At 73.5% G+C, this 13,389-nt stretch carries 12 protein-coding genes; 10 read left to right on the forward strand and 2 right to left on the reverse strand.

The annotated features are described in order from the left end of the window. Positions 1–65 precede the first annotated feature (65 nt). The 10 genes from AB0O11_RS16810 (at position 66) to AB0O11_RS16855 (ending at position 11,536) form a co-directional block, all read left to right on the forward strand. The gene (locus AB0O11_RS16810; RefSeq protein WP_363386755.1) at positions 66–815 is read left to right on the forward strand and encodes a YcnI family protein; all 750 of its coding nucleotides are present in this window, start codon (positions 66–68) and stop codon (positions 813–815) included. A 78-nt stretch (positions 816–893) separates the two neighbouring features. Beyond that, complete coding sequence (locus tag AB0O11_RS16815) at positions 894–1,556, forward strand: SCO family protein (RefSeq protein ID WP_363386758.1); 663 nt, start codon at positions 894–896, stop codon at positions 1,554–1,556. Further along, positions 1,553–2,068 (forward strand): copper chaperone PCu(A)C, encoded by a 516-nt coding sequence (locus tag AB0O11_RS16820; protein ID WP_363386761.1) that lies wholly within the window; start codon positions 1,553–1,555, stop codon positions 2,066–2,068. Before AB0O11_RS16815 ends, AB0O11_RS16820 begins: the two co-directional genes overlap by 4 nt. A 13-nt stretch (positions 2,069–2,081) precedes the next feature. Beyond that, positions 2,082–4,109 (forward strand): FixH family protein, encoded by a 2,028-nt coding sequence (locus AB0O11_RS16825; protein ID WP_363386764.1) that lies wholly within the window; start codon positions 2,082–2,084, stop codon positions 4,107–4,109. Between the two features lie 14 nt (positions 4,110–4,123). Further along, positions 4,124–5,398 (forward strand): iron uptake transporter deferrochelatase/peroxidase subunit, encoded by a 1,275-nt coding sequence (gene efeB / locus AB0O11_RS16830; RefSeq protein WP_363386767.1) that lies wholly within the window; start codon positions 4,124–4,126, stop codon positions 5,396–5,398. Positions 5,399–5,545: 147 nt separating this feature from the next. Then, the gene (gene pheA, locus AB0O11_RS16835) at positions 5,546–6,481 is read left to right on the forward strand and encodes a prephenate dehydratase (RefSeq protein WP_363386770.1); all 936 of its coding nucleotides are present in this window, start codon (positions 5,546–5,548) and stop codon (positions 6,479–6,481) included. Between the two features lie 578 nt (positions 6,482–7,059). Further along, positions 7,060–8,334 (forward strand): serine--tRNA ligase, encoded by a 1,275-nt coding sequence (gene serS, locus AB0O11_RS16840; RefSeq protein WP_363386773.1) that lies wholly within the window; start codon positions 7,060–7,062, stop codon positions 8,332–8,334. Positions 8,335–8,386: 52 nt separating this feature from the next. Next, positions 8,387–9,232 carry an HAD family hydrolase gene (locus AB0O11_RS16845; protein ID WP_363386776.1) on the forward strand — a complete coding sequence of 282 codons (846 nt, stop codon included), beginning with the start codon at positions 8,387–8,389 and terminating at the stop codon, positions 9,230–9,232. Between the two features lie 273 nt (positions 9,233–9,505). Further along, positions 9,506–10,228: a FadR/GntR family transcriptional regulator gene (locus AB0O11_RS16850; RefSeq protein WP_363386778.1), complete on the forward strand. Its 723-nt coding sequence runs from the start codon at positions 9,506–9,508 to the stop codon at positions 10,226–10,228. 63 nt (positions 10,229–10,291) lie between these two features. After that, a complete protein-coding gene (locus AB0O11_RS16855) occupies positions 10,292–11,536 on the forward strand; it encodes an MFS transporter (protein ID WP_363386780.1) in 1,245 nt (414 codons plus the stop codon). A gap of 137 nt (positions 11,537–11,673) precedes the next feature. On the opposite strand, the gene AB0O11_RS16860 is transcribed toward AB0O11_RS16855, so the two are convergent. Then, entirely contained in the window at positions 11,674–12,390 is a 717-nt protein-coding gene (locus AB0O11_RS16860) for an ABC transporter permease subunit (RefSeq protein WP_363386783.1), read from the reverse strand. A 76-nt stretch (positions 12,391–12,466) separates the two neighbouring features. Continuing rightward, positions 12,467–13,384: an ABC transporter ATP-binding protein gene (locus AB0O11_RS16865; protein ID WP_363386786.1), complete on the reverse strand. Its 918-nt coding sequence runs from the start codon at positions 13,382–13,384 to the stop codon at positions 12,467–12,469. Positions 13,385–13,389 lie beyond the last annotated feature (5 nt).

Here is a 13,389-nt window from a genome sequence, read left to right on the forward strand (position 1 = left end):
GCGGCACGGCTCACGTCCGTCGCCCGGTACCGGCTGCCGCCAGCTCCGATCGGAGACCCCGCATCATGCGTTCCCTTCCCGCCCGCCGTCTCGCCGCCGTCGCCCTCACCGCCGCCGCCTCCGTGGTGGCTCTGGCCGGCCCCGCCTTCGCGCACGTCACCGTGAACCCGGGCGCGGCCGCCCAGGGCGGCTACACGGCCGTCGACTTCCGGGTGCCGAACGAGAGCGACACGGCGGGCACGGTGAAGCTGGAGGTCAACCTCCCGCTGGACCACCCGCTGGCCTCGGTCCGGACCCTGCCGCTGCCGGGCTGGACCGCCACGGTCGAGAAGGCCAAGCTCGACAAGCCGATCAAGGTGCACGGCAACGACGTCACCGAGGCCGTCTCCAAGATCACCTGGACCGCCGACGCCGGCACCAAGATCGCCCCCGGCCAGTTCCAGGAGTTCCGCGTCTCGCTCGGCCCGCTGCCGACCGACACCGACAACCTGGTCTTCAAGACCCTCCAGACCTACGACAACGGCGACGTCGCCCGCTGGATCGACGAGACCAAGGACGGCCAGCCGGAGCCGGCCAAGCCCGCGCCCGTCCTGAAGCTCACCAAGGCCGCCGAGGGCGACGGCCACGGCGTCACCGCCTCCCCGGCCGCCGGCGCCCACAGTGACAGCTCCGACCACACCGCCGCCTCCGCCGACGCCAAGTCCAACGACTCCACCGCCCGCACCCTGGGCGTGGTCGGCATCGTGGTCGGTGTGATCGGCACCGCCGTCGGCGTGCTCGGCCTGCGCCGCAAGAGCGGCGGCTCCGCCTCCTGACCCCCCGTGCCGGCAGGGCCGTGCCCACCTTCCGGGTGCGGCCCCGCCGGCGGTCCACCGCGCACGATCGGAACTCCCATGCCCACCCGCACCACCCGTCTGGCCGGCGCGGCCGCCCTCGCGCTGGCCGCCGCCCTGACCCTCTCCGCCTGCGGCTCCTCCGGCGGCGACTCCACCGCCGCCAAGGTCACCCGGCAGAAGGAGGACACCCCGTACCAGGGCACCAAGCTCGCCAAGAACTTCGAGAAGCCGGACCTCCAGCTGACCGACACCTCCGGCCAGCCCTTCGACCTGCGTCAGCAGACCAACGGCAAGGCCACCCTGCTGTTCTTCGGCTACACCAGCTGCCCGGACGTCTGCCCGACCACCATGGGCGACATCGGCGTCGCGATGAAGGCGCTCTCCCCGGAGGACCGGCAGAAGATCAACGTCGTCTTCGTCTCCACCGACCCGCAGCGCGACACCCCCAAGGTGCTGCGCACCTGGCTGGACTCGATGGGCAGCGACTTCATAGGCCTCACCGGGGACCTGGCCAAGGTGAAGACCGCCGCCAAGTCGCTCGGCATCATGATCGAGGACCCGGTGGTCAACACGGACGGCACGGTCACCTCCACCCACGGCGCGCAGGTGCTGGCCTTCCTCCCCTCGGACGACAAGGCCCACGTGCTCTACATGAGCGGCACCGAGGAGAAGACCTACGAGCACGACCTGCCGCTGCTCGCCAAGGGGGTCGCGGCGTGACCTCGGCGAAGACCGGAACCCGCCGCTTCCACCGCAGCGCCCTGCTCGGCGCCGTCGTCGCGACGGCCCTGGGCGGCGGCGCCATCCTGGCGGCCTGCGGGACGGGCGGCGGCACGGGCGGCCAGGACGGCACCCCCGGCGGCCCGGCCAGGCTCAGCGTCGCCGACTCCTACATCCCGCTGCCCCCGGCCGGCGGCATGGCGGCCGGCTACCTGACCGTCCGCAACGACGGCGGACAGGACCAGCTGCTCAAGGTGACCAGCCCGGCCGCCGATTCGGTCACCATGCACCGCTCGACCGCGTCGACCATGGAGCAGGTGGACAGCCTGGACGTCCCCGCTCACGGCGCCCTGCAACTCGCCCGCGGCGGCACCCATCTCATGATCATGGGGTGGCAGAAGGCCCCCGTCCTCGGCGACGAGCTGGAGTTCGACCTCACCTTCGCCAAGTCCGGCACCATCTCCGTCAAGGTGCCGGTCAAGGAGCTCACCTACCGCCCCGGCCAGAGTTAAGGGGACCGCCACCATGCAGTCGGCCGGCCTGGAGAAGGCCACCCACCGCCGGATCGCCGGGGTGCTCGGAGTGCTCGGCGCCCTGCTCGCGCTGATGCTCGCGGGCGCCGGGCCGGCCTCCGCGCACGCCACCCTGGATTCCACCGACCCGCGGCAGAACTCGGTGGTCGCCACCGCCCCGCAGGCGGTGACGCTGACCTTCAGCGAGTCCGTCTCGCTCTCCGGCGACTCCGTCCGGGTGCTCGACCCGGCGGGCAAGGCCGTGGACACCGGCAACCCGGCGCACGCCGACGGCAAGGGCAACACCGCCCGGGTCGGGCTGCGGAGCGGACTCGCCAACGGCACGTACACGGTGGCCTGGCGGGCCGTCTCGGACGACTCGCACCCGGTCGGCGGGGCGTTCACCTTCTCGATCGGCGCGCCCTCGGACACCTCGGTGTCGGCCACCGCGCTCCAGGGCGCCGACGCCGACGGCGTGGTCGCGGCGCTGTACGGCACCGGCCGCGCCGTCGCGTACGCGGCCTTCGCGCTGCTGGTCGGTGTCGCCGCCTTCGTGCTGGTCTGCTGGCCGGCCGGCACCGCCCGGCGCCGGGTGCAGCGGCTGCTGATGACCGGCTGGACGGCGCTGCTGGTCTCCACCGTCGCGGTGCTGATGCTGCGCGGCCCGTACGAGCGCGGCTCGGGGGTCGGGCAGGCCTTCGACCTGTCGCTGGTGCGCGCCACGCTGGACGAGCGGATCGGCACCGCGCTGGCCGCCCGGCTGCTGCTGCTCGCGGCGGGCGGGGTGTTCCTGTCGTTGCTGGTGGGGCAGCTGGGGCAGCCGCCGCGGCCGGTCGTCCCGGAGCCGCCGGACGGGGAGCAGAACGGCTCCGACGGCCCCGGGGGCTCCGAGGACGACGCCGAGGCCGCCGAACTGCGCGCGCTGGAGCGGCGGGCCGCCGAACGGCCGCAGCACGAGGTCCGGCTCGGTCTCGGCGTGGCCGGGCTGGTGCTGGCGGTCGCCCTCTCGGCGACCTGGGTCGGCGCCGACCACGCCTCGGTGGGCATCCAGGTCTGGCTGGCGCTGCCGCTCGGCATCCTGCACCTGATCGCCATGGCGCTCTGGCTGGGCGGGCTGGCCGCGCTGCTGGTCGCGCTGCGCGAGGGCGTCGGCGCCGAGGTGGTGAACCGCTTCTCGAAGATCGCCTTCGGCTCGGTGGCCGTGCTGGCCGCGACCGGGATCTACCAGTCCTGGCGGGGCCTGGGCAGCTGGGGCGCGCTGACCGGCACCGAGTACGGGCGGCTGCTGCTGGTGAAGAGCGGCTGCGTGGTCGCGATGCTCGGCGTCGCCTGGATCTCCCGCTCCTGGCTCGCCCGGCTGCGCTCGGCCCCGGCCGAGGCGGTGGAGGTCGCACCGGCCGAACTGCCGGAGCCGGTCGCCGTGTCGGCGCACAGCGAGGACCCGGTCCGGCAGGCGCAGCTGGAGCGCCAGCTGGCGGCCCGGCAGAGCGCCGGACGCGACCGCGGGCTGACCCCGACCCGGGCCGGGCTGCGCCGCTCGGTACTGGTCGAGGCGCTGGTCGCGGTGGCGGTGCTGGTGGTCACCACGATGCTCACCAACTCCCCGCCCGGGCGGGTGGCGGGCGAGGTCAAGGCCGGGGCGGCCACCGCTCCGGTCGCCGGCGGAGCCGCGGCGGCTCCGCAGACCGAGCCGGGTCGCACCGTCGAGCTCAAGCTCCCGTACGACACCAAGGGCCGGACGCCGAACGCCAAGGGCACCGCGGTCGTCACCCTCAACCCGGCCCGGACCGGGTCGAACGAGGTGAAGCTGGCGCTGGACGGCACGGACGGGCAGCCGGTGGACGTCCCGGAGGTGCAGCTCGCCTTCACCCTGCCGGACCGCGACCTCGGCCCGCTGCCGGTCGCGCTCACCCCGGAGGGCACCGGCCGCTGGAGCGGCACCGCGCAGCTGCCGCTGGCGGGCAACTGGGTGGTGTCGGTGCAGGTCCGCTCCTCCGACATCGACCAGACCACCCCGACCCAGCAGTTCAAGATCGGGTGAGCAGGATGACGGACGTGTCGACGAACCACTATTCGACGGGGCCCGCGGGCTTCACCCGGCGGGCGCTGCTCGGCACCGCCGGGGCCGGGCTGCTGGCCGGTGCCGGCGCGGGCGTCGCCGGGGCGGTAGCCCTGGACGGGCCGCCCGGCGGGACGGCGGCCGCGGCGGGCCGGTCCGGTCGGGCGCTGGGCGCGGCCCGGGTGCCGTTCCGCGGCGAGCACCAGGCCGGGATCACCGACCCGCAGCAGGCCAGTGTCCGGCTGGCCGCCTTCGACCTGGCCGAGGGCGTCGGCCGGGACGGGCTGCGCACCCTGCTGCAGCGCTGGACGAAGGCGGCCGAGCGGCTGACCGCCGGGGAGCCGGCCGAGGAGTTCGACAACCAGGTCGCGCTGGACGCCGGGCCCTGCTCGCTCACCGTCACGGTCGGCTTCGGCGGCGCACTGTTCGACAGGGCCGGGCTGGCCGACCGCCGCCCGCCCGGGCTCGAACCGCTGCCCGCCTTCCCCGGCGACGCGCTCGACCCGGCCCGCGGCGACGGTGACCTGTTCGTCCAGATCGGCGCGGACGACGCCCTGGTCGCGGTGCACGCCCTGCGGGTGCTCCAGCGGCTGGCAACCGGTACGGCGGCGCTGCGCTGGCAGTCGGCAGGCTTCGCCCGCACCCCCGGCGCCGCCGCGCAGCCGGTGACCGGGCGCAACCTGATGGGCCAGATCGACGGCACCAACAACCCCGGGCCGGACGAGGAGGGCTTCGCCGCCAAGGTGTTCTGCGCCGCCGGCGGCGACGAGCCGGCCTGGCTGACCGGCGGCTCGTACCTGGTGTTCCGGCGGATCCGGATGCTGCTGGACCACTGGGAGGCGCTGCCGGTGGACCGGCAGGAGCGGGTGATCGGGCGGCGCAAGTCGGACGGCGCCCCGCTCGGCGCGCCCGCCGGGGCCGGTGAGCGGTCCCCGGTCGACCTCACCGCGCAGGGCCCGGACGGCACCCTGGCGATCCCTGCCGACGCGCACATCCGGGTCGCCGCCCCGGCGGCCAACGGCGGGGCGGCGATGCTGCGGCGCGGTTTCTCGTACCACGACGGGCTGTTGCCGGACGGCTCGCCGGACGCCGGGCTGCTCTTCCTCGCCTTCCAGGCCGACCCGCGCAGGGGCTTCACCCCCGTGCAGCGCAAGCTCTCCCGGGGCGACGGCCTGTCCCGCTTCCTGCGGCACGAGGCCGGCGGCCTGTACGCGCTGCCGCCGAGCGCGCCGCCCGGCGGCTACCTCGGCCAGCAGTTGTTGGAGGGGTAGTCGCCCGGGGGTTCGAAGAAGGGCCCCCGGAATTCACCGCCGCAGTCCCGGCCTCTGGAACGCTTTTCTGCCGGGGCCGCGGAATCGTTATGGTGACTGCTTCGGCTCACCCTGCCCGCGCAGCACCGAGATCCCCACGGAGGCGTCATGTCGGCCACCCGCTACACCTACCTCGGACCGGCCGGCACGTTCACCGAGGCGGCCCTGCACACCCTGCCCGAGGCGGCGACCCGGGAGCTGGTGCCGCTGTCCTCGGTGGCGCTGGCGCTGGACGCGGTGCGCGGCGGGGAGGCGGCCGGGGCGTTCGTCCCGATCGAGAACTCGGTGGAGGGCGCGGTCACCGCGACCAACGACGAACTGGCTTCCGGCGCACCGCTGATGATCTACCGTGAGGTGCTGCTGCCGATCACCTTCGCGCTGCTGGTGCGGCCGGGCACCGATCTGTCCGGGGTCAAGACGGTGACCAGCCACCCGGTGGCCCAGCCGCAGGTGCGGCGCTGGCTGGCGGCCAACCTGCCGGAGGCGAACTGGGAGTCGGCCGCCTCCAACGCGGACGGCGCCCGGCTGGTCGCCGAGGGCCGCTACGACGGCGCGTTCGCGGGCGAGTTCGCGGCGCCGATCTACGGGCTGGAGCCGCTGGTCAAGGACATCGCGGACGCGAAGAGCGCGGCCACCCGGTTCGTCCTGGTCGGCCGCCCGGGGCGGGTCTCCTCGCCGACCGGCGCGGACAAGACCTCGATGGTGGTCTGGCTGCCGGACGACCACCCGGGTGCGCTGCTGGAGCTGCTCCAGGAGTTCGCGGTGCGCGGGGTCAACCTGATGCGGATCGAGTCCCGCCCGACCGGCGAGGGCATGGGCAGCTACTGCTTCCTGATCGACTGCGAGGGCCACCTGTCCGAGCGCCGGGTCGGCGAGGCGATGATGGGGCTCAAGCGGATCTGCCCGCAGGTGCGGTACCTCGGCTCCTATCCGCGCGCCGACCGGCAGGAGTCCACCCACCGTCGGCCGGGGACCTCGGACGCGGATTTCACCTCGGCGGCGGACTGGCTCTCCCGCGCGCTCGACGGCCGCGGGGACATCTGAAGCCCGCGGGGCGTCCGTAGCCCGCGGGCCGGCTGAAGCCCCCGGGGCATCCGGACTCCTCCGGACATCCTGGCTACATCTTTTGTCTTTCCGACCTTTTCCGACAGTTTCGGACCGGTCCGATCGGGCGGGGCGGGTGGCCCCACCCGTCATCCACAGGTGGCCCGGAGCCGGAGACCGCTGTCCACAGGGCCCCCGCTGTCCACAGCCGGAAGTTATCCACAGGCCTGGGGACGAGTCGACAAACCGGTATAGCCATTGCCCAGACCTGGTCGGACCATCGGTTTGCGTCGCAGAGATGACCAATCGGACCAGAGTCACCCGGTTGCCACCAAATCACCCGTCCGAGTGCTTCAATTCCCTCACTCGAGAAGGTGGATTGAGGTTTGAAACCTCAATCTCCGGGTTCGTTCACGCGGAAGGCAATCCTCCCTTTTGATCCACAGGCCCGGGGCCGGGCCTGTGGATAACCCGGCGCCGGAGAGTTCCCCACACCGGTTATCCACAGGCATGGGCGAGTTATCCCCAGGGGAAAAGCCGTACCGGTGGAGGAACGGTCTCCCGGTACGCTTGGGCCTGTGATTGACCTTCGCCTGCTCCGTGAGGACCCTGACCGAGTGCGCGCCTCGCAGCGCGTCCGTGGCGAGGACGTCGACCTGGTCGACGCCCTCCTCTCCGCCGACGAGCGGCGCCGGTCCTCGGGCAGCCGCTTCGACGAACTGCGCAACGAGCAGCGGGTGCTCGGCAAGCAGGTCGCCCAGGCCAAGGGCGACGAGAAGGCCGCCCTGCTCCAGCGCACCAAGGACCTGGCCGCCGAGGTCAAGGCCGCCGACGCCGAGCAGAGCGCGGCCAAGGAGGAGGCCGACCGCCTGCTCCGCTCGCTGGCGAACCTCATCGACCCGGCCGCCCCGGTCGGCGGCGAGGAGGACTTCGTCACCCTTGAGGAGATCGGCACCCCGCGCGACTTCGCCGCCGAGGGCTTCGAGCCCCGCGACCACGTCGAGCTGGGCCAGATCCTCGGCGCGATCGACACCGAGCGCGGCGCCAAGGTCGCCGGTGCCCGCTCCTACTACCTGACCGGCGTCGGCGCGCTGCTGGAGCTCGCCCTGGTCAACATGGCGATCGCCCAGGCCACCGCGGCCGGCTTCACCCCGATGATCACCCCGACCCTGGTCCGCCCGGCCGCCATGGACGGCACCGGCTTCCTCGGCCAGGCCGCCGAGAACGTGTACCACCTCGCCGAGGACGACCGGTACCTGGTCGGCACCAGCGAGGTCCCGCTCGCGGCGTACCACATGGACGAGATCCTCGACGCCGACAAGCTGCCGCTGCGCTACGCCGGCTACTCGTCCTGCTTCCGCCGCGAGGCCGGCACCTACGGCAAGGACACCCGCGGCATCATCCGCGTCCACCAGTTCGAGAAGGTGGAGATGTTCGTCTTCACCACCCCCGAGGACGCGGAGAACGAGCACCGCCGCCTGCTCCAGTGGGAGAAGGACTTCCTCAACGCGCTGGAGCTGCCGTACCGGGTGATCGACGTCGCCTCCGGCGACCTCGGCGCCTCGGCCGCGCGCAAGTTCGACATCGAGGCGTGGATCCCCACCCAGGGCAAGTACCGCGAGGTCACCTCGACCTCCAACACCACCGAGTACCAGGCCCGCCGGCTGTCGATCCGGATGCGCGAGGAGGGCAAGACCCGCCCGCTCGCCACCCTGAACGGCACCCTGGTCGCCGTCCCCCGCACCATCGTGGCAATCCTGGAGAACCACCAGCAGGCCGACGGCTCGGTCGTCGTGCCCGAGGCACTGCGGCCGTTCCTCGGCGGGCGGGCCGTCCTCGAAGCGGTCAGGTAGCCCGGCCCGCACCGCCCAGCACGACCTGCAACTCCCGGGAGACGTACGGCCCATGAGCACCATCAGCCCCAGCCCCGCCTCCCCCGACGGTGGCGACCTGCCCTACCGGCTGGTCGCCACCGACCTCGACGGCACCCTGCTCACCAGCGGGGAGACCGTCTCCGAGCGCACCCGCGCCGCCCTCGCCGCGGCCACCGGCGCGGGCGCGCTGCACATCATCGTCACCGGGCGCTCGGCCGTCTGGGCCCGCCCGATCTTCGACGAGATCGGCTACACCGGGATAGCGGTCTGCGGCCAGGGCGCCCAGGTGTACGACGCCGGCGCGCACAAGCTGCTCACCTCGCTCACCCTGGACCGGCGGCTCGCCGCGATCGCGATCGAGAAGATCGAGGCCCGGACCGGCCCGCTCGCCATCGCCGCCAACCAGGACGGCCTCGACGGCCAGGTGCTGGCAGGCCCCGGCTACGAGCTGCTGATCGGCTCCGACCTGCCGGTCGTCCGGGTCGAGCGCAGCGCGCTGTTCGACGCACCGCTCAGCAAGCTGTACATCCAGCACCACGCCCTCACCGACGACGCCCTCGCCGAGGCCGCCCGACGCGCCGCCGGCGACCTGGTCGGCGTGGTGATGGCCGGCGCCGGCGTGGTGGAACTGCTCCCGCTCGGCCTGTCCAAGGCCACCGGCCTGGCCGTCGCCGCCCGCCGCCTCGGCGTCCGCGCCGCCGACACCATCGCCTTCGGCGACATGCCCAACGACGTCCCGATGTTCGGCTGGGCCGCCCACGGCGTCGCCATGGCCAACGCCCACGAGGAACTCCTCGCCGTCGCCGACGCCGTCACCACCAGCAACGACGAGGACGGCGTCGCCGCGGTCCTGGAGCGCCTCTACCCGCAGCGCTGACGCCTCCGGCGGGGCCGGGCCGCAGGCCCGCGGGCCCCGGCCTCCCTGCTGCGGCCCTCCGCCGCGCCCGGTTCCCCGCGCCCCGGGTGGGACGCGGGGAACTCCTGTCCGGGGAGGGGGAGGGAGCACGCCGACAGGTGGTGAGCGGGCCGGCCAGGGGGCCGGTCGGGTGTTCATGCGCTGTTCAGGGGTGGGTTGTAGGATGACCGGGCAAGCGGTTGTAGGATGACCGACGACCGATGATGGCGTGTGCGGTGGGAAGGGAGGTCCGGCATGAGCGGCGGTTTGCAGGCAGCCGGGCGGCGCTCCCTGGTGGACACCGCGATCGAGCAGTTGCGGGAGCAGCTGGCGGGTGGGGCGTGGCCGGTGGGGTCGCGGATTCCCACCGAGCACGAGCTGGCCGAGCAGCTGCACGTCGGGCGGAACACCGTCCGGGAGGCGATCCGGGTGCTGGTGCACGCCGGGATGCTGGTCTCCCGGCAGGGCGAGGGGACGTTCGTCCGCTCCACCAGCGACCCGGCGTCCGTGCTGCGCGGCGTCCAGCGCTCGGGCATCCGGGACGTCCTGGAGGTCCGTGCGGCGCTGGAGACCGAGGGCGCCCGGCTGGCCGCGCTGCGGCACACCCCCGAGGACATCCGGCGGATGCGCGCCGCGCTGGCCCGTGAGGCCGAGGTGTTCGCGGCGCACCCCGAGCGGGCGAGCCGCGAGGCCACCGTCGAGCACGACCTGGAGTTCCACACCGCCGTCGTCGAGGCCGCGCACAACCCCGCGCTGGCCGAGGTGTACCGCTACTTCGGCGCCTCCGTACGCGAGGCGATGACCTCCGCCTTCGGCGACCACGACATGCCCGAGGCGGTCGTGGCCACCCACGAGGCGCTGGTCGACGCGATCGAGAGCGGTGACCCGGACCGGGCCGAGGCGGCGTGCCGTGCGCTGCTCGCCGGCCCGACCGCGGCCGTCGAGCAGCTGCTCGCGGCCATCGCGGCCCGGAAGTAGGACGGCGCGAGCCTCCCTTCCGCCGTCCGCATCCACGCACATTCACGAAAGAACAGCACACCCATGGCCGTCACCCGTGCCCAGCAGCCGGTTGTCACCACTCCTGCCCCGCTCCCCGTTCGAGCCCGGCTGGCCCATCCGCTCCTGCTGCTGACCGGCATCGTGCTGGTCGCGCTGAACATGCGCGCCTGCCTGGCGGCGGTCTCCCCGATGGTCGGCGAGATCCAGCGGACCTTCGGCCTGTCCGCCACCGCGAGCGGGCTGATCACCACCGTTCCGGTGCTGTTCCAGGGCGTCGGCGCCCCGCTCACCCCCCGGCTGACCCGCCGGTTCGGCGCCGAGCGGGTGGTGCTCGGCGCGGTGCTGGTGCTCGGCGCGGGCGTACTGCTGCGGGTGCTGCCCTCGGTGACGGCCCTGTACGCGGGCTGCGTGGTGATCGGCGTGGCGATCGCGGTGCTGAACGTGTCGATGCCGGGCCTGGTCAAGCGCGAGTTCCCGGACCGCGCGGCCACCATGACCGGCGTCTATTCGACCACCATGCTGGTCGGCGCCACGCTCGCGGCCGGCACCTCCGTCCCGCTGGAGCACGCGCTCGGCGGCGGCTGGCGGGCCTCGCTGGGCGCCTGGTCGCTGCTCGCGCTGATCGCGGCGGTGGCCTGGCTGCCGCAGGTGCTGCGCTCCCGCCAGGAGCGGCAGCAGGGAGCGGTGGCCGCGGCCGGCGCGCCGGCCAGGCCGATCGAGGGCATCTGGAAGTCCCCGCTGGCCTGGCAGATCAGCCTCTTCATGGGCATCTCGTCGCTGCTGGTCTACACCCTGGTCGCGTGGATGCCGACCATCCTGGCCGACCACGGCATGGAGCGCGGCCAGGCCGGTCTGGTCTTCGCCTTCTCCAACCTGGTGCAGGTGGCGGGCGCCTTCCTGGTGCCGCTGATGGCCGGCCGGATGACCAGCCAGCGCGCGCTGGCGGTGACCATGGCCGCCCTGAACGGGCTGGGCATCGCCCTGCTGCTGGTCGCGCCGGTCTCCGCCGCGTGGGTGTCGGCGACCATCCTCGGTGTGGCCCAGGGCGGTTCGCTGGGTCTGGGCCTGGCGTTCATCGTGCTGCGCACCGGCACCGCGGCCGGTGCCGCCCAGCTGGGCGGGATGTCGCAGGCGATCGGCTACCTGGTCGCGGCGGCCGGCCCGGTGGGCGCGGGTGCGCTGCACCAGCTGACCGGCGGCTGGGAGGCCACCCTGGTGCTGATGCTGGTGCTGGTCCTGGTGGTCGGCGCGGCCGGCTGGGGCGCGGGCCGCAACCGCACCCTCTGAGCCGCACTCCCGGACGTCCGCGAGACCCGGGTGCACTGAGCCCCGGACGCCCTCACGGGTGTCCGGGGCTCGCTGCCGTACCGGGCCCGGTTCCCTCCAGGGCCCGGTTCCCTACGGGGCTCCGTGCCGTACCGGGCTCACTCCTCGCCGGCGAGGGTCATCCCGGCCAGCTTCACCGAGGCGAACACCGTCGCCGCGACCGTGACCACCAGCAGCAGCGGCACGGCGGCCCCGAGCGAGACGTCCGAGCTGATCGCGTTCTGTCCGGCGACCGCCTCGGCCACCGAGCGGCCCCACTGCTGGACACTCAGCGTCCGGGCGCCCTCGACGAAGTTGCCGACCGTCGACTCCCAGATCAGGGCGTACGCCAGCCCGGCGACCACCGCGTGCCGGGTGACCACGCCGAGCAGCAGGAACAGCGCGCTGTACGCGGCCCCGGCGACCAGCACCGCCACGGTGTAGCCGAGCGCCACTCCGTCCTGGGTGCCGACCAGCAGCAGCCCGGCCAGCAGCGTCGGGACGACCGAGAACAGCCAGGTGACGCCGATCGCGACGACCAGCTTGGTGGTGACGATCCGCCACCGGGGCAGCGGCTTGGCGAGCAGGTAGACGATCGAGCCGTCGTCGATCTCGTTGGCGATCACCCCGGTGCCGACCACCAGCCCGAGGATCGGGACCAGGGTGCCGAGGCCGAGGGCGCCGAGGATGTTGCCGGCCGTCTCGTGCGGGTCGGCGCTGGACACGCTCGCGATGGCCGCGATGACCAGCAGCAGGGCGGGGACCACCAGCAGCAGCAGGCCACGGCGGCGGCCCAGCAGCCCGCGCAGGGTCAGCCTGGCGACGGTGGGGTTCATGGTCGGTCGGCCCCTTCCTGGGCAACAACGGCCTGGGCAACAACGGCCTGGGCAACAACGGTCCTGGCGGCGGCACTCACGCGGAGACCAGGTACGAGAAGACGCTCTCCAGCGATTCGTCCGCCGGGGAGACGGTGTACAGCCGGATGCCCGCCTCCCGGGCGACCCTGGGCAGCAGGGTGGTGAAGCCCTGGAAGTTCACCGCTTCGATCCGCAGCGCCCGCTCCCGCTCGTCCACCTCGATGCCGGTGGTGGAGCCGTCGGCGATCAGCGCGGCGGCGAGCCGGCGGTCGTCGCTGGAGCGGACCAGGTAGCGGTGCGGGCGGTCGGTCATCAGCCGGCGGATCCTGCGGAAGTCGCCCGAGGCGGCGTGCCGTCCGGCGACCACCACCTCGATGTGCCGGGCCAGCTGCTCGACCTCCTCAAGGATGTGGGAGGAGAACAGCACCGTCCGGCCGTCCTCGCCGAAGCGGCGCAGCAGGTCCATCAGCTGGAGCCGCTGGCGCGGGTCCATGCCGTTGAAGGGCTCGTCGAGCAGCAGCACGGACGGGTCGTGGACCAGCGCGGAGGCCATCTTGACCCGCTGCTTCATGCCCTTGGAGTAGGTGCCGGTGCGACGGTCCTTGGCGTAGGCCATCTCCACCAGGTCCAGCGCGCGGCGGGCGGCGGCGCCCGGCTGGGGCAGGCCGTGCAGTTCGGCGTTGGCGAGGACGAACTCCCAGCCGGTCAGGTAGTCGTACATCGACTCCCGCTCGGGCACCAGGCCGATCTGCTTGTACACCTGCTGGTTGCGCCAGATCGGCGCGCCGTCCAGGGTGACGGAGCCGCTGGAAGGGGCCAGGAAGCCGCTCATCATGTGGATGAGGGTGGACTTGCCCGCCCCGTTGGGGCCGAGCAGGCCGGTGATGCCCGGGCCGATGGCCATGGTGATGTCGTTGACCGCGACCACGTTCCCGAACCAGCGGGAGACCTTGTCGATGCTGATGGTGGCCATGTCGC

Origin of the sequence: Kitasatospora sp. NPDC093102 (genome assembly GCF_040683915.1) — a bacterium.
GTDB lineage: Bacteria > Actinomycetota > Actinomycetes > Streptomycetales > Streptomycetaceae > Kitasatospora.

Excerpts from the sequence above, each read along its gene's own strand:
- AB0O11_RS16855 (WP_363386780.1), top strand. The coding sequence starts at position 10,292 with ATGGCCGTCACCCGTGCCCAGCAGCCGGTTGTCACCACTCCTGCCCCG.
- AB0O11_RS16845 (WP_363386776.1), top strand. The coding sequence starts at position 8,387 with ATGAGCACCATCAGCCCCAGCCCCGCCTCCCCCGACGGTGGCGACCTG.
- AB0O11_RS16825 (WP_363386764.1), top strand. The coding sequence starts at position 2,082 with ATGCAGTCGGCCGGCCTGGAGAAGGCCACCCACCGCCGGATCGCCGGG.
- AB0O11_RS16860 (WP_363386783.1), bottom strand. The coding sequence starts at position 12,390 with ATGAACCCCACCGTCGCCAGGCTGACCCTGCGCGGGCTGCTGGGCCGC.
- pheA (WP_363386770.1), top strand. The coding sequence starts at position 5,546 with ATGTCGGCCACCCGCTACACCTACCTCGGACCGGCCGGCACGTTCACC.
- AB0O11_RS16850 (WP_363386778.1), top strand. The coding sequence starts at position 9,506 with ATGAGCGGCGGTTTGCAGGCAGCCGGGCGGCGCTCCCTGGTGGACACC.
- AB0O11_RS16815 (WP_363386758.1), top strand. The coding sequence starts at position 894 with ATGCCCACCCGCACCACCCGTCTGGCCGGCGCGGCCGCCCTCGCGCTG.
- AB0O11_RS16810 (WP_363386755.1), top strand. The coding sequence starts at position 66 with ATGCGTTCCCTTCCCGCCCGCCGTCTCGCCGCCGTCGCCCTCACCGCC.
- AB0O11_RS16865 (WP_363386786.1), bottom strand. The coding sequence starts at position 13,384 with ATGGCCACCATCAGCATCGACAAGGTCTCCCGCTGGTTCGGGAACGTG.